This is a genomic window from Pseudomonas sp. BTN1, from assembly GCF_001907715.1.
GTDB lineage: Bacteria > Pseudomonadota > Gammaproteobacteria > Pseudomonadales > Pseudomonadaceae > Aquipseudomonas > Aquipseudomonas paracarnis.
Genome location: NZ_MPBM01000009.1, coordinates 182,361 through 197,554, shown reverse-complemented (window position 1 = coordinate 197,554; position 15,194 = coordinate 182,361). Strand labels below are relative to the sequence as shown.

Below are 15,194 nucleotides of genomic sequence, written 5' to 3'. Positions count from 1 at the left end.
TCCCGGACGAAGCACAAGAGGACTCGCCGGGTGACGAGAAATCTTGTTCCCTACGCAGGCGCTAACCTGATCAGGTTCAACGGGATCCGGTATTTACCGATCTCAGCCTTCCAACAAGGCACCCCGACAAGAACGCGGCCAGTCTAGACCATGGCGTGGGCAAATTGCCAATAGCGGTGCATTCAGCGTGATGAATGGCGCGATCGTGGGATTGTTGTGCGCAGGTCCGGCCACTACACTCGGGCACTGCTTCAAGGCTTGACGCCAGGAATGGCCAGCCTTAGCCTTGAGCGCTAAATTATAGTCGTAATATTAAAATTAGGGATCGCCTCATGCTGCGCAAACTCTCACTGGCTGTTGCCGTGTCTTGTGCGACCAACGGACTGGTCTGGGCAGCTGAAGCGCCCTTGTCCGCCAACACCGACCTGGTCAGCGTCTATCAGGAAGCGGCGCACAACAACGCCGACCTGGCCGCTGCCCGTGCGCAGTACGGCGCGCAAAAAGAAGTGGTGCCCCAGGCCCGCGCAGGTTTGCTGCCGAATCTGTCGGCCGGTGCCGACAGCAATAACGTGCGCACCCAGATCGATCAACCGGCCGCCACGGCCAACCGCGACGCCCACTCCTGGCGCGCCACCCTGAGCCAGCCGCTGTTTCGCGCCGACCGCTGGTTCCAGCTGCAAGCCGCCCAAGCGGTCAACGAGCAAGCCTCGCTGCAACTGTCGGCCTCCGAGCAGAACCTGATTTTGCAAAGTGCCGAGAGCTACTTCGCCGTGCTGCGCGCCCAGGACAACCTGGCGTCGACCAAAGCCGAAGAAAATGCCTTCAAGCGCCAGCTCGACCAGTCCAACGAACGCTTCGATGTGGGCCTGTCGGACAAGACCGATGTGCTGCAATCCCAGGCCAGCTACGACACTGCCCGGGCCAACCGCATCCTGGCCCAGCGCCAGGTGGACGACGCTTTCGAAGCGCTGATCACCCTGACCAACCGCCAATACAATTCGATCCAGGGCATCGTTCATACGCTGCCGGTGCTGCCGCCGGCGCCGAACGACGCCAAGGCCTGGGTCGAAACTGCCGGGCGCCAGAACCTTAACCTGCTCGCCAGCAATTACGCGGTAACCGCCGCTGAAGAAACCCTTCGGCAGCGCAAAGCCGGCCACTTGCCGACGCTCGATGCGGTTGCGCAATACGAAAAAGGCGACAACGACGCCCTGGGTTTCAGCAACCCGAATCAGTTGCCCATCCCGTACGGTGGCGATGTGTCGCAACGCACCGTCGGCCTGCGCTTGAACATCCCGATCTATAGCGGCGGCCTTACCAGCTCGCAAGTGCGCGAATCCTATTCGCGCCTCGACCAGACCGAGCAACAACGTGAAGGCCTGCGCCGCCAAGTGGTGGAAAACACCCGCAATCTGCACCGTGCAGTCAACACCGATGTGGAGCAGGTGCAAGCGCGCCGCCAGTCGATCATCTCCAACCAGAGCGCGGTGGAAGCCACGGAAATCGGCTATCAGGTGGGCACGCGCAACATCGTCGACGTGCTGGACTCACAGCGCCAGCTGTACGCGTCGGTGCGCAACTACAACAACAGCCGCTACGATTACATCCTCGACAACCTGCGCTTGAAGCAGGCGGCCGGCACTCTCAACCCGGGGGATTTGCAGGATCTGGCGCGCTATCTCAAGGCTGACTACAACCCGGACAAAGACTTCCTGCCGCCGGACCTGGCCAAAGCCGCTGCCGAACAGCTCAAGGCCCGCCCCGGCTATTAAAATGTGGGAGCTGGCTTGCCTGCGATGCAGACACCTCGGTACATCAGGTACACCGAGGTGATGCTATCGCAGGCAAGCCAGCTCCCACATTGGGTTGGTGTTGTCAGTGTTTGATCAGTTTGTCCAAACCGTCCAGTAAACGCTTGAGCGCGCCCTGATTGGCCTGCATCACCTTGAGCCCCGCCTGCGCCATCTTGCGTGCGTCCTGGGGCAACTCAAACAACTGTCGCACCGCTTCGGCCAGCCCATCGGCATCGTCCACCTCTCGCAACGCCCCGGCGTCGCGCATCATCGCGGTGATGTCGAGGAAATTGAAGACATGCGGGCCCATGATCACCGGTTTACCCAGCGCCGCCGGTTCCAGCGGGTTGTGCCCGCCGGTCGGCACCAGGCTGCCGCCGACGAATGCGCTGTCGGCCAGGGCGTAAAGAAACAGCAATTCGCCCATGGTGTCGCCGAGCAGCACCGAGGTGTGCTCGGTAACCGGCTCGCCGCTGGAGCGACGCACGGTGGCAAACCCTTGCTGCACGCAGCGCTCAAACGTAGGGCCAAAGCGCTCCTGATGACGGGGCACCAGGATCAGCAGTGCATTGGGATAGTTCGCCAGCAACTGGCGATGAGCGGCCAGCACCACGTCATCTTCACCTTCGTGGGTACTGGCGGCGATCCAGACCGGACGCTCGCTGGCGCCCCATTGTTCACGCAGGGCAGCGGCGCGGGCCGTCAACTGCGGGTCGATGCTCAGGTCGAACTTGATCGAGCCGGTCACTTCCACGGTTTCAGGACGTGCACCCAGGCTGCGCAAGCGTTCGGCCTCGGTCTCGGTCTGTACGGCGAACAGGCTCATTTCTGCCAGCATCGGCGCCGTCAGCTTGGCAAATCGCGCGTACCCCTTGGCCGAGCGCGCCGACAACCGCGCATTGGCCAGCGCCACCGGGATACCGCGCTGGGCACAGGCGTGGATATGGTTGGGCCACAGCTCGGTTTCCATGATCACCGCCAGCGTAGGCTGCACGCGATCGAGAAAACGCTTGGCGGCGCACGGTAAGTCGTACGGCAAATAGCAGTGCTGGATGCGCGGTTCGTTGGCGAACAACGCCTGGATCCGCTCGGAACCGGTGGGCGTCATGCAGGTGACGGTAATCGGCAGCTGTGGATAACGCTCCAACAAGCCGCGAACCATCGGGGCGGCGGCAATGCTTTCGCCGACCGACACCGCGTGCACCCAGATCCCGCCGGGCCGCATCACCGGCAAGCCATAGGAAAACCGCTCGCCCACCCGCTTGGCATAGGCCGGCGCTTTGCGCGCACGCAACCACAAGCGTAAAGCCACCAACGGCAGCGCCAGGTAAAACAGACAGCTGTAGAGAGTTCTATTCATGGCGGCGGAGTTTATCGGCTTTTTCAGTCGATCGCCTGCAAGCACTCGGCAAAACGTTTGGCCAGGAAGCGCGCGGCAGGCCCAAGGTGCTCGTCGCGGCGCCACACCAGTTCCACCACCAGGGCGGGCGGGGTCCACTCGCTGGCCAATTCGACCATCTGTTGCTGGTAGGTCGGGTATTGCACGATATGCCGAGGCAGCCAGGCCCAGCCCAGGCCACTCATCAGCCATTCGGCCAATACGTAGAAGCTGTCGGCGCGCCACACCAGGGGGCTGGCCGCCTCGCTGCCGGGGTAGACGCTGGTCTGGGTCGACATCAGCAACTGCCGAAACTGGGCCAGGTGTTGGCACGTCACGTACTGCTCCTTGGCCAACGGGTGATTGACTCCGCACACCGTGACCATTTCCACGCTGCCCACCACCCTTCGCTCCAGGGCTTCGGGAATCTGGTCGTGATAGAACAACAGCCCCAGGTCCGCCTTGCGCTCCACCAGCTTGCGCGCCACATCGCCCTGGGCCGCGCTGGACAACTGCACCTCCAGCAGCGGGTAGTGCACGGCCAGCGCCTCCAGGCTGTCGAGCACAGGCTGGAACAACATCGCCTCATCCTGGGCCAGGCGCAGGCAGGCTTCCTCGCCGCGGGTCAACGACAACGCCCGGCCCGTGAGGCGCTCACACTGGCGCAGCACCTCACGCGCTTCCTCCAACAACACACTGCCGGCCTCGGTCAGGCGCGGTTGCCGGCCGCTGCTACGTTCGAACAGGACAACGCCCAAGTCCGCCTCCAGCAGGGCAATGCCACTGCTGACCGCCGATTGCGCCTTGCGCTGCCCCCGCGCCACGGCAGAAAACGAGCGCTGCTCGGCGACGCTCACAAACAGGCGCATCTGCTCCAGATCCCATTGCACGCTCATGGCTCAACCCATCTCAATTCCAGATAGGTAATGACTTTACCCCATCTGGCGAACCTCTAGAATGCCGACCTTATCAAATACGCATCACCTCGAGGATTGCCCCATGAATGCCGCCTACTACTACTTGGCCATCGCCATCTGCTCGGAAGTGATCGCCACCGTTTCCATGAAAGCCATCAAAGGCTGGAGCACCCCTATTCCGTTGTTGCTGGTGATCGTCGGTTACGGCGTGGCGTTCTGGATGCTGACCCTAGTGGTACGCACCGTGCCGGTCGGCGTGGCATACGCGGTATGGGCCGGGATGGGCATCGTGATGGTCAGCATCGCGGCGTTGTTCATCTACGGGCAGAAGTTGGATGTGCCGGCGATGCTGGGGATGGGCCTGATTGTGCTGGGCGTGGTGGTGATTCAGCTGTTCTCGAAAACCGCCGGACACTGACCGCCACTCAACAGCCTGTATACTGCGCCTCTTGTCTTGAACACTGAGGTCGCCGATGCCATCCGTTATTTCCACCGACGTTCTGATTGTCGGCGCCGGGGTTGCCGGCCTCTGGCTCAATGCGCGCCTGCGCGGCCAGGGGTTTTCCACGGTACTGGTGGAAAGCGCCACCCTGGGCGGCGGGCAAAGCCTGAAGTCCCAGGGCATCATCCACGGCGGTGCGAAATACGCCCTGCATGGCGCCCTCACCGGCGCCTCCGAAGCCATTGCCGATATGCCGCGCCGCTGGCGTGAAGCCCTGGCCGGCAACGGCGAGCTGGACCTGTCCGGTGTGCGCGTGCTGTCCCAGGCACATTACTTGTGGTCGCCCGGGACGATTGCCGGCAACCTCACCAGCTTTTTCGCCAGCAAGGCCGTGCGTGGCCGCGTCGATCAGGTCAAGGGCGACGAACTGCCCCTGGCGCTGCAGGACCGTCGCTTCAAAGGCAAGGTCTACCGCCTGGCCGAGCTGGTGGTGGACGTGCCCAGCCTGATCAATCGCTTGGCGCAACTGGCTGGTGACAGCCTGCTCGCAGGTGTGCACATCGAACCGTTGCTGGAGGGTGACACCCTGATGGGCTTGAAGGTCGATGGCCGTGAGATCCGCGCCCAGCGCATAGTCCTGAGCGCTGGCGGCGGCACGGCAGACTTGCTCGCCGCCCTGGGCCATAGCCAGCCGGCCATGCAAAAACGCCCGCTGCACATGATCATCGCCAAAGGCCCCGGCCTCAAGCCGCTGTACGCCCACTGCCTGGGCGGCGGCACCAAGCCACGGATTACCGTGACCACCCACCCGGCCGCGGATGGCAACTGGGTGTGGTACATGGGCGGTGATATCGCCGAGGCTGACGGTGTGGCGCGTACGCCGCAAGAACAGATCGCCACCGCGCAGAAAGAGCTGGCGCAACTGCTGCCCTGGATCGACATGAGCCAGACCCAGTGGGCCACCCTGCGGGTGGATCGCGCCGAGCCGCTGCAATCGGGGCTGAGCCGTCCCGATAACGCGTTCCTTGCCGAAGACGGCCGCCTGCTGGTCGGCTGGCCCACCAAACTGGCCCTGGCGCCGGACTTCGCCGACCGCGTACTCCACGCTCTGGAGCGCGACGGCATCCGCCCAGGCGCCAATACCCCGCTGCCCGAGCTGCCAGCACCGGCAATCGGCCAACCCGTCTGGGAGCACCTGTTGCCATGAGCCTGCCAACCCTGCACGACCTGCATCGCCCCCTGGGCAGCACCGGCCTGCTGGTGTCGCCCCTGGGCCTGGGCACCGTCAAGTTGGGCCGCGACCAAGGGGTGAAATACCCCAACGGCTTTCAGATCCCTGGCGACGACGAGGCCCGCATGCTGTTGCGCCAGGCCCGCGAACTGGGCATCAACCTGATCGACACCGCACCGGCCTATGGCATGAGCGAAGAGCGCCTGGGGCCGCTGCTGCGTGACCAGCGCAAGGACTGGGTCATCGTCAGCAAGGTTGGCGAAGAGTTTGCCAATGGCGTGTCCCATCACGATTTCAGCGCGGCCCATACGCGGATGTCGATCGAACGCAGTCTGAAACGACTTGAAACGGATTTTATCGACCTGGTGCTGGTGCACTCCGACGGGAACGACTTGCATATCCTCAACGATTGCGAGGTTTACCAGACCCTGGCGCAGTTGAAGAAAGACGGCAAGATTCGCGGTTTCGGCTTCTCCGGCAAAACCGTCGAGGGCGGCGTGAAAGCGCTGGAACAGGGCGACTGCGCGATGGTCACCTACAACCTCAACGAACAGGCTGAGAAGGCCGTGATCGACTATGCGGCCGCCCACGGCAAGGGCATCCTGGTGAAAAAGGCGCTGGCCAGCGGCCACGTATGCCTGGAACCGGGAATGGATCCAATTCAGGCCAGTTTCACCTTGTTGTTCGCGCAAACGGGCGTCGCCAGTGCTATTGTCGGGACCATTAATCCGCTGCACCTGGCCCATAACGTAGCAACTGCTGCCCGGGTCATTCGTCAACTCTGATGCCGCCCACGCGGCCGACCCCGTCGCAAGAAGGAGCCGACATGCCGCGTACGCTCATAAGAAAGAACCCCAGCAACTTCAAGACACTGCCGCTGCACGTCGAAGCCACCCCCGAAGGCCTGAGCTACCAGAGCGTCGGCATGCCGCTCAACTTCGCCCAGACCCTGCAACGGCGCAAGCCGGTCGAGGTACCAGATGCCGAACGCTTCGCCCTGGAACTGGCGAACCTCGGCGTCTCGGTACGCCTGACCCTGCACTGGCAAAACAAGGACTACTGGGTGCTGGTGCGCCAACGCCGCCAGGACCGTGGCGACGTGGTGCTCAAGCTGATCTCCGGCTACGTCCCGGCCCATGAACTGAACCTGCCGCTGCACACCGCCATCCAGGAAATTGCCGAAGAGTGCCTGCTCGAAACACCCGAAGGCTGGCTCGGCGGGCGCTTCAACGACACCTGGCTGCCGGCGCCCTACTCCGCCGCCCTGCATTACCGCGAAGCCCTACCGTTTCGGCTCAGCCCCTTGTCCGGCGCCGCACGCCCGGTACGCTGCGCCACCATGCAACTGATCGAGCGCCCACGGGCCTACGTGCACCTGCCGACCGCCTCGCTGCAATTGATTTATGACCTGCGCCTGGAAGTGCCGAAGGAGGCCAAGTCCCTCAGTTTGTTTCATGTGGATGAGCGTTTGGAGGGCGACCAACTGGTGGCACGCCTGGATCGTCAGCGTCCGGACCTGTACTTGATGCCGCTCAAAGACGGCGAGCCGCTTGCAGAGTTGTATACCGTCAAGAAGGATCAGCTGTACCCGGCCAGCACGCGCGGCCTGTATCTGGCGGAAAGTTTTGCCCAGCAAGAAGGCTGGCTGGTGCGCGATGAGCGCATTCGCTGGAAGGACTGGCTCAGGCAGCAGGGCCTGGCAGAGCCGGAAAAAGACTCCAAGCTCAAGCGCTTGACCGGCAAGGCGCGGCAGATGCTGCGCAAGATCGTGCCGAAGAAAAGCTAGGGGCGAGCAGGCTCGCCCCACGGGGTATCACTCGTTGTTGCGGATCTTCTCGACAATCGCGGTGGTGGAGCTGTTTTCAACCAACCCCAGCACTTTGACCGTGCCACCGTAGGCACTGACGATGTCCGCACCGACCACTTGGTCGACGCTGTAGTCACCGCCCTTGACCAGCACGTCGGGCTTGACCTGGGCCAACAGATTTTCCGGCGTGCCTTCAGAGAAGCTGATCACCCAGTCCACCGCACCCAGGCCCGCGAGTACCGCCATGCGCCGGTCAACGCTGTTGATCGGGCGGCCAGGGCCTTTCAAGCGGCTGACCGACGCATCATCGTTGACCGCGACGATCAAACGGTCGCCTTGGGCACTCGCCTGCTCCAGGTACGTCACATGCCCGGCGTGCAGGATGTCAAAGCAACCGTTGGTGAACACAATGCTTTCGTTGTGAGCCCGGGCATCGTCAATCGCCAGCAGCAATTGCTCCAGGCCTAGCACACCGCGCTCCGAGCCTTCCGAGCGCTGAATCGCACGGCGCAACTCCGGTGCGCTGATGGCGGCGGTACCCAGCTTGCCCACCACAATGCCCGCCGCCAGGTTGGCCAGGGCCACGGCGTGGGGCAATTCTTCACCGGCAGCAATGGAGGCTGCCAGGGTAGAAATCACGGTATCACCGGCGCCGGTGACGTCGAACACTTCACGGGCACGCGCTGGCAGGTGCATCGCCGGATGGCCCGGACGCAGCAGGGTCATGCCGTGCTCGCCACGGGTCACCAGCAAGGCGCCCAAGTCGAGATCGGCCATCAGCGCCGCGCCCTTGCTCACCAGTTCGTGCTCATCAGCGCAACCGCCGACGATGGTTTCGAACTCACTGAGGTTGGGCGTGAGCAGGCTGGCGCCTCGGTAAACCGAAAAGTCCTTGCCCTTGGGATCGGCCAGCACCGGAATGTTGCGGGCCTTGGCGGCCTGGATCAACACCTGGTGATTCTGCAAGGCGCCTTTGCCGTAGTCGGACAACACCAGCACCTTGATACCTTCGAGCAGTGCCTCGACCTGGTCGCCAAGGGCCAGGGCGTCGGTGGCGAAGGGTTCTTCAAAATCGATACGCAGCAACTGCTGATGACGGCTCATGACCCGCAGCTTGACGATGGTCGGCTGATGGGCGATGCGCTGAAACAACGCACGCACGCCGGCGCCCTGCAGGCTGTTGGCCAGGCTTTCGGCCGCTTCGTCGTCGCCGGTCACCCCCACCAGGGAGGCCGGGGCGCCGAGGGCGGCAATATTGAGCGCGACGTTGGCAGCGCCACCTGGGCGGTCTTCGATTTGCTCGACCTTGACGACCGGTACCGGAGCCTCAGGGGAAATCCGTGAGGTACCACCATGCCAGTAACGGTCGAGCATGACATCGCCGACCACCAAGACAGCGGCTTGATTGAATCGCGGCATGGACAACTTCATGGAGCAACCCACATACAAAATGAACAGGGGCGCGATATTAGCACAGGGTTTGCGATGGCTTGCGACCGCCGCAGGGCAAATGTGGGAGGGGATTTGCTCTCTGTAGGAGCGAGCTTGCTCGCGAGAAACTTACAGACGCCGCATTTATTCAGGAAGCGCGGGTCATCGTTGAAGTTTTTCGCGAGCAAGCTCGCTCCTACATTTCATTACCCCGTGATGCCGGGTGGATCAGGTGATATCAGCCTGCACCGGTGCATCCAGGCCCATGGCATGCAGGCGGGCGTAGTAACCGTTCTGCGCCAACAACTCGCCGTGGGTACCACGCTCGACAATCCGCCCGTCGTCCATCACCAGAATCAGGTCAGCCTTCTCGATGGTGGACAGGCGGTGTGCGATCACCAGAGTCGTGCGGCCTTGCATGACCTTATCGAGTGCCGCCTGAATATGCCGCTCGGACTCGGTGTCGAGAGCGGAGGTGGCCTCGTCGAGAATCAGCAGCGGCGCATTCTTGAGCAAGGCGCGCGCAATCGCCAGGCGCTGGCGCTGGCCGCCCGACAACAGCACACCGTTCTCACCCACCTGGGTATCGAAGCCCTTGGGCAACTGATCGATGAAGTCCTTGGCATTGGCATCCGCCGCCGCCGCTTCGACGTCGGCGCGAGGCGCACCGGCCAGGTCGCCATAGGCAATGTTGTTGGTCACGGTGTCGCTGAACAGGGTCACATGCTGGGTGACCTGGGCAATATGCTTGCGCAGGTTGAGCAGCTTGTAGTCTTCGATCTCGATGCCATCGAGCAGGATCTCACCGCTTTCATGGTGGTAGAAACGCGGGATCAGGCTGGCCAGGGTCGACTTGCCGCTGCCGGAACGACCCACCAGCGCAATCATCTGCCCAGGCTCGGCGGTGAAGCTGATGTCCTTGAGCACATGGCGATCGGTGCCAGGGTAGGTGAAGTTCAGGTGACGCACTTCCAGACGACCGCTGACCTTGTCGCGTTCGAGAGTGCCGTGGTCGACCTCAACGTCCTCGTCCAGTTGTTCGAAGATGCTTTCGGCGCCCGCCACGCCTTTCTGGATGGTCGAGCTGACTTCCGAAAGTTGGCGGATCGGCTTGGGCAACAAGCCCGCCAGGGTGATGTAGGCCACCATGTCACCCGCCGAGGCGTCGCCACGCAGGTACAGCACCAGGAACATCAGCACGGCCATGGCGGAGTAGATCACCAATTGCAGCGCCGGGGTGTAGATCGCCCCGGTGCGGGTCATGCGCAGTTGCTTGTTGGTGTTGCTCTGGCTGGCCTTGAAAAAGCGCTTCTGTTCGTAGACTTCGCCGCCGAAGCTGCGCACCACGCGGTAGCCCTGGATGGTCTCCGAGGCCACGTGGGTCACGTCGCCCATGGCCACCTGGATCTTCTTGCTCTGCTTGCGAAATTTCTTGCTGGCGGTACTGACCATCACGGCAATCAACGGCAGGATCGCGATCATTACCAAGGTGAGGCGCCAGTTCATGTACAGCAAGGAAGCGAACAGGAAGATCACCGTCATGCCTTCGCGAATCACCACCTTGATGGCATCGGTCGCGGCACCCGTGACCATGGTCACGTTGAAGGTAATGCGGGAAATAAGGTGCCCGGAGTTGTGGTTATCGAAGTAACGGTTGGGCAGCGTCAGCAGGTTGTTGAACAGTTGCACCCGCAGGTCGTGGACCAAACCCAGGGAGACCTTGGCCAACAGGTAGTTGCCCAGGAATGAACCCAGGCCCTGCCAGGCCGCGATCAGGATGATCAGCAGCGGCACCGCCTGCAGCAATTGCAGGTCGCGCAAAAAGGGCACGGTCGGGAACAGCACAGCTTCCGGATTGGAAAGACCGTCGACAAAGTACTTGAGGATGTAACCCAGCATCGGTTGGGTCGACGCGAAAATCAGAAATCCAAGGATACTCAACGCGAACAAGCCCATATAGGGCTTAACGTAACTGAGCAGGCGGAAGTATATTTTCAAGCTCGAAGGGCTTGCGCTCGGACTGGAGTCGGTCATATCACGCGGCGTTTTGAAAAAGGAGGCTGACTTTAGCACAGCTTCTCTGTTGTACTTGCACCCGGCGTAAGCCGCGGCCCGGTTGGATCCTACCGGCGACATTACTTAGCCACTAGCTTAAGATGGTCGGCTTTCTCTTTCTGGAATGGCTTTACTGTATGCACTCCAAGCGCCTTACCTATGGCTCAAATCGCGTTTTCGACTTCCTGGTCCTATGGATTTTGCCTGTTGGCTTGTTGCTGCTCCTGAGTGCACTGTTCTTTGTCGGCAATCGCAATGTACTGCACCGAATTGTCTACATCCTGTTCAGCGTACCGACCTTGTTTCTGTTGTGCATGCGTCCTCGGGAGTTCAAGGACCTGCTGCGCGAACCCCTGGCGATCGCGTTCCTGGCGTTCTCCGCCTGGGCGTTGACCAGTCTGCTCTGGAGCCCCGCGCCCAGTTCCGATACCGACCTGTTCAAGCGACCGCTGAATACCTTCATGCTGTTTGGTGGCTGCGGGCTGTTGCTGCATTACCGCAACGAATTGTTCAAACCGATCTTCTTCAGCGCTGCGGTGATTGCGCTGGTGGTGAGCCTGGGTAATCTGGTGGCGTTCGCCAAGGGCTATCAACCTGGCATGCGCATGATCGGTGGTCTGGGCGCCCTCGACAACCCGCTGCTCAGCTCGCACCTGTTTGGCTTTTTCACGGTGTACTGGCTATACGTCTGCATGACCACCCAGCGTCTCAACGTGCTGTGGTTCAGCGTACCGTCCCTGGCGATCATGACCGCTGCGGTGCTGGCGACCGGCTCACGCACGCCGCTGGTGGCGCTGACGCTGGCCATACTTTGGATGAGTTTTGTCAGCCGCAATCGACGCTCAATGCTACTGCTCGCCGGCACCGCCTTGGGCATCGTCGGGCTGATGCTGTTCTATCCTGAATCAATCATTATGCGTGGCAGCTCGTTCCGCTTGGAATTGTGGAGCATGTCTTTGCAGCTTATCGCCCAGCACCCGTGGATCGGCCATAGTTACGACTCCGAGTTGTTCCTGACCTTGGCGGACGGTTATCAACTGCGCGAGCCCCACAGCTTTGCCCTCGGCGTGCTCTATTACGTCGGCATCATTGGTTTTATCCCCTGGGCCTTCATGCTCGGCTGGGGCCTATACAAAGGTTTGAAGGAGCGCGCCCAGCCGCTGTTCATCCTGGCATCGTCCCTGCTGGCCTATGGCATCGGAGCAGGCCTGACCGAAGGCGGCGGCATATTGTCGCGCCCCAAGGAACACTGGTTCCTGCTGTGGATTCCCCTGGCAATTATCACTGGCCTGAGCCTCGCCCAACGCCACCGCAGCCTGCTGCGCATGAAGGTGCAGAACCTCAAGCCCGCGGCGTTTGAACAGCTGTGCAGCAACGCCCACGTGATTGAAGCCGATGGCCTGGGGCCCAAAGTCCTGCGCCTGGAGGACGGCAGTTTCCTCAAACTGTTCCGCCCACGCCGCTGGTACACCTCCGGCAGTTTCAACCCGTACTCAGAACGCTTTGCCAGCAACAGCGAGCAACTGCGCACCCTGGGCATTCCCACGCCGCACATCCTTGGGCTCTATCGCCTCAGCGATGCCAGCAGCGCCGTGGCCTACACACCACTGCCCGGCCTGACGTTGCGCCAAGCGCTGCAAAGTCTGGACAGCAGTCTGCGTGAGTCACTGGTGGAGCGCTTTGGCCGGTTCATGGCGCAACTGCACGAGCGCGGCGTGTACTTCCGCTCGCTGCACCTGGGTAACGTGTTGTTGATGGACGACGGTGAGTTTGCCCTGATCGACGTGGCTGACCTGCGCATCTACCCGTCTTCACTGCGTCACGCTCTGCGCCAACGTAACCTGCGCCACATGCAGCGTTATCCGCAGGACCGCAGCTGGCTGTTCGAAACGCACTTCGAACAACTGCTCAAAGGTTACGCCTCGGTGGCAAGCCCAACCGCCACTGCGAAAATCCGCGAGCAGGTCCAAAGCCTATAAACACCTGTAGGAGCGAGCTTGCTCGCTCCTACAGGGTGCGGTGCCGGTTCAGCTCTTCTTGAGCGGCGCCAGATACAACCGCACCAGCCCCCGCAAGGTCTTGCGCCCCCAGAACTTCAAAGGGATCTGCTTGAGAATCTCCCGCGCCAACGGGCGGTCGCGGTCGGCGGTCTTGAGGAACATCGAGTTCAGGAAGTTGTAGCGAACCGCGTCATAGGCCGGGTGCTCGCTGAACTTCGCGTAGGTCTTGAGGATGTTCTGGATCATGTAGCGGTGGTTCTTGTACGTGTTGTTAGCGTGCTGGCGATACTTGGCCATCACCACGTCAAGGGCGTCGATGGTATAGCCCGCCGCCGTGATCTTCAGTTGGATCAGCAAGTCTTCCAGGGGAATCTGTGGGTCGAAACCACCGACCTCCTCCAGCACTTCGCGACGTATCAGCATGGTCGGCGCCGGTGGAAACGGTTTGCGGTCCAGGAACAGGTCGTCGAAATCCAGACAGCGAAACGGCACGTCGCGACGCTGTTTCTTCTCCGGGTGCAGGTTGCCATCCCCGTCGATCAGCTCGATATTGCCAGCACACATGCCCACCTTCGGCTTGCCGTCCATATACGCCACCTGGGTGGCAATACGGTCCGGCAACATGATGTCATCCGAGCCGAACGGTGCGATCAGGCTGCCCTTGGCGCGAGCAATCGCACCGTTCAAGGTGGCGCTGAGCCCTTGATTCTGCTGCACCTGGAAATCAAAGCCGTGCTCGGCCTGCAAGCGCTGGATGCGTTCGACGCTGTCATCCTTGGAGCCGTCGTCGACCACCAACAGCTCGATATTGGGGTAGGTCTGCCCCAGCACACTAAGAATACTTTGCTCGATGTACTGGCCATGGTTGTAGGAAGCGATGATCACCGAGACCAGGGGTTGTGGCTGATTCATGCTCTACCTACTTCACGCAAACCGTTTTCAATCAGGGTCAGGTACTTGTGCTTGAACTCGTCGAGGGTGTGGTTGGCCTCCAGATAGCGGAACACCTCCTCCCCCTTGGCGCGCAATTGTTCATCGCTCAAGGCCAGGTAAGTATCCAGGGCCGCAGCCAGTTGTTCGACATTGCCCGGGTCGTGGGACAAGCCGCCCGCGCCCTGCACCAGCGGCAGCATCGCCGGGCCGTTGGAGGCAATCACCGGCAGATGGCCGCTCATGCCTTCCAGCAAGGCCAGGCCCAGACCTTCGAACAGCGACGGCATGGTCCAGATATCGAAGCCACGCACGTACTTCATGCCGTCTTCGCGAAAACCCAGCAAGTGCGCACGGCCGGTCAGGCCCAGGCGCTCGATGTCGGCGCGCAGGTCGGCTTCGGCACGGCCGGAACCAATGATGCCCACCTGCGCCTCAGGGTATTTGTCCTTGAGCGTGGCGAAGGCTTGCAGCAGATGGGTATGACCCTTGATCGGCACGAGGCGGCCCAGGGCACCAATCATCCGTGCATCCATGGGCAGGGACAAGGCCTTGCGTGCGTCTTCACGGGACAGCTGCAAAGCCTCTGCCTGGGGAATGTCGATCGCGTTGGTGACGTAGGTGGTGTTCTCACGGGTGAAGCCGCAGTTGAGGTCTACCAGGTAGTCCTTGACCGCTTCGGACACACCGACAAAGCGCCACGCCGGGCTGACCCAGCGCTGGGTCTGACGTCGACGGTAACCACGGGCGTACTCGCCAAAGCCGTGGGAGATGCCGATGCACAGCGGGATCTTCAACCAGCGGTTGAGCGACAGCATCATGTTCACCGACTTGAACCGGTTACAGATGACCACGTCGAACTTCTGCTCACGGCAGTATTTGTAGATCTGCCACATGGCGCCAAAGCGAATACCCTTGAGAGACTTCTCCGGCAGCTCGAAATAGTGGGAGTGCTCGGCCACGCTCAGGGGCTGGCCGGGCAGCGGGCGCCCACTGAGAAATCCGGAGGTCACCTCGAAACGCTCAGCCGGCAGGGATTTGACGATTTGCTCACCCAAGTCCGCGAAGTCATGGGTCTTGACGTTGTAGTCCGGCTGTAACTGCAAAACCTTGAAACGAGGCTTCATAACTCTCCATGCAGCGATCTGGCTACGGGCACGCAGCCCGGTAAAAAGGGCGGCAGGCGCATAACGGCCCGCCTTCAATCGGC

General features: G+C 61.6%; 12 protein-coding genes and 1 riboswitch. Of the genes, 6 read left to right on the top strand and 6 right to left on the bottom strand.

Annotated elements, in window-relative coordinates; translation table 11 throughout:
• Positions 1-30: 30 nt before the first annotated feature.
• Positions 31-136: riboswitch (TPP riboswitch) on the bottom strand.
• Between the two features lie 196 nt (positions 137-332).
• On the top strand, positions 333-1,772 hold the full coding sequence (locus BMH52_RS04505) for a TolC family outer membrane protein (protein WP_014716646.1): 1,440 nt from the start codon (positions 333-335) through the stop codon (positions 1,770-1,772).
• 103 nt (positions 1,773-1,875) lie between these two features.
• Here BMH52_RS04505 and waaA read toward each other — a convergent pair whose 3' ends face one another.
• On the bottom strand, positions 1,876-3,153 hold the full coding sequence (waaA, locus tag BMH52_RS04500) for a lipid IV(A) 3-deoxy-D-manno-octulosonic acid transferase (RefSeq protein WP_073843013.1): 1,278 nt from the start codon (positions 3,151-3,153) through the stop codon (positions 1,876-1,878).
• A 23-nt stretch (positions 3,154-3,176) separates the two neighbouring features.
• A complete protein-coding gene (locus tag BMH52_RS04495; RefSeq protein ID WP_014716644.1) occupies positions 3,177-4,067 on the bottom strand; it encodes a LysR family transcriptional regulator in 891 nt (296 codons plus the stop codon).
• 103 nt (positions 4,068-4,170) lie between these two features.
• On the opposite strand from BMH52_RS04495, the gene BMH52_RS04490 reads away from it, so the two are divergent.
• Genes BMH52_RS04490 through BMH52_RS04475 form a run of 4 tightly spaced genes read left to right on the top strand, consistent with a single transcriptional unit; the run spans position 4,171 to position 7,547 of the window.
• On the top strand, positions 4,171-4,506 hold the full coding sequence (locus tag BMH52_RS04490) for a multidrug efflux SMR transporter (protein ID WP_003188013.1): 336 nt from the start codon (positions 4,171-4,173) through the stop codon (positions 4,504-4,506).
• A 55-nt stretch (positions 4,507-4,561) separates the two neighbouring features.
• Positions 4,562-5,737 (top strand): FAD-binding oxidoreductase, encoded by a 1,176-nt coding sequence (locus BMH52_RS04485; RefSeq protein WP_073843011.1) that lies wholly within the window; start codon positions 4,562-4,564, stop codon positions 5,735-5,737.
• On the top strand, positions 5,734-6,546 hold the full coding sequence (locus BMH52_RS04480) for an aldo/keto reductase (RefSeq protein ID WP_014716642.1): 813 nt from the start codon (positions 5,734-5,736) through the stop codon (positions 6,544-6,546). Before BMH52_RS04485 ends, BMH52_RS04480 begins: the two co-directional genes overlap by 4 nt.
• 41 nt (positions 6,547-6,587) lie before the next feature.
• Positions 6,588-7,547: a hypothetical protein gene (locus BMH52_RS04475; RefSeq protein WP_003188010.1), complete on the top strand. Its 960-nt coding sequence runs from the start codon at positions 6,588-6,590 to the stop codon at positions 7,545-7,547.
• A 27-nt stretch (positions 7,548-7,574) separates the two neighbouring features.
• On the opposite strand, the gene hldE is transcribed toward BMH52_RS04475, so the two are convergent.
• Together hldE and msbA are read right to left on the bottom strand one after the other, a co-directional pair.
• The gene (gene hldE, locus BMH52_RS04470) at positions 7,575-8,999 is read right to left on the bottom strand and encodes a bifunctional D-glycero-beta-D-manno-heptose-7-phosphate kinase/D-glycero-beta-D-manno-heptose 1-phosphate adenylyltransferase HldE (RefSeq protein ID WP_038448616.1); all 1,425 of its coding nucleotides are present in this window, start codon (positions 8,997-8,999) and stop codon (positions 7,575-7,577) included.
• 228 nt (positions 9,000-9,227) lie between these two features.
• A complete protein-coding gene (gene msbA / locus BMH52_RS04465; RefSeq protein WP_014716640.1) occupies positions 9,228-11,033 on the bottom strand; it encodes a lipid A export permease/ATP-binding protein MsbA in 1,806 nt (601 codons plus the stop codon).
• A gap of 158 nt (positions 11,034-11,191) precedes the next feature.
• On the opposite strand from msbA, the gene BMH52_RS04460 reads away from it, so the two are divergent.
• Positions 11,192-13,033, top strand: a complete 1,842-nt coding sequence (locus BMH52_RS04460) for a bifunctional O-antigen ligase/aminoglycoside phosphotransferase family protein (protein WP_060767940.1) — start codon at positions 11,192-11,194, stop codon at positions 13,031-13,033.
• Positions 13,034-13,081: 48 nt separating this feature from the next.
• Here BMH52_RS04460 and BMH52_RS04455 read toward each other — a convergent pair whose 3' ends face one another.
• Entirely contained in the window at positions 13,082-13,966 is an 885-nt protein-coding gene (locus BMH52_RS04455) for a glycosyltransferase (protein WP_032904058.1), read from the bottom strand.
• A complete protein-coding gene (locus tag BMH52_RS04450) occupies positions 13,963-15,111 on the bottom strand; it encodes a glycosyltransferase family 4 protein (RefSeq protein ID WP_073843009.1) in 1,149 nt (382 codons plus the stop codon). Before BMH52_RS04450 ends, BMH52_RS04455 begins: the two co-directional genes overlap by 4 nt.
• Between the last annotated feature and the right edge of the window lie 83 nt (positions 15,112-15,194).

Excerpts from the sequence above, each read along its gene's own strand:
- BMH52_RS04505 (WP_014716646.1), top strand. The coding sequence starts at position 333 with ATGCTGCGCAAACTCTCACTGGCTGTTGCCGTGTCTTGTGCGACCAAC.
- BMH52_RS04490 (WP_003188013.1), top strand. The coding sequence starts at position 4,171 with ATGAATGCCGCCTACTACTACTTGGCCATCGCCATCTGCTCGGAAGTG.
- BMH52_RS04495 (WP_014716644.1), bottom strand. The coding sequence starts at position 4,067 with ATGAGCGTGCAATGGGATCTGGAGCAGATGCGCCTGTTTGTGAGCGTC.
- msbA (WP_014716640.1), bottom strand. The coding sequence starts at position 11,033 with ATGACCGACTCCAGTCCGAGCGCAAGCCCTTCGAGCTTGAAAATATAC.
- BMH52_RS04475 (WP_003188010.1), top strand. The coding sequence starts at position 6,588 with ATGCCGCGTACGCTCATAAGAAAGAACCCCAGCAACTTCAAGACACTG.
- hldE (WP_038448616.1), bottom strand. The coding sequence starts at position 8,999 with ATGAAGTTGTCCATGCCGCGATTCAATCAAGCCGCTGTCTTGGTGGTC.
- BMH52_RS04480 (WP_014716642.1), top strand. The coding sequence starts at position 5,734 with ATGAGCCTGCCAACCCTGCACGACCTGCATCGCCCCCTGGGCAGCACC.
- BMH52_RS04450 (WP_073843009.1), bottom strand. The coding sequence starts at position 15,111 with ATGAAGCCTCGTTTCAAGGTTTTGCAGTTACAGCCGGACTACAACGTC.
- BMH52_RS04485 (WP_073843011.1), top strand. The coding sequence starts at position 4,562 with ATGCCATCCGTTATTTCCACCGACGTTCTGATTGTCGGCGCCGGGGTT.
- BMH52_RS04455 (WP_032904058.1), bottom strand. The coding sequence starts at position 13,966 with ATGAATCAGCCACAACCCCTGGTCTCGGTGATCATCGCTTCCTACAAC.
- BMH52_RS04460 (WP_060767940.1), top strand. The coding sequence starts at position 11,192 with ATGCACTCCAAGCGCCTTACCTATGGCTCAAATCGCGTTTTCGACTTC.
- waaA (WP_073843013.1), bottom strand. The coding sequence starts at position 3,153 with ATGAATAGAACTCTCTACAGCTGTCTGTTTTACCTGGCGCTGCCGTTG.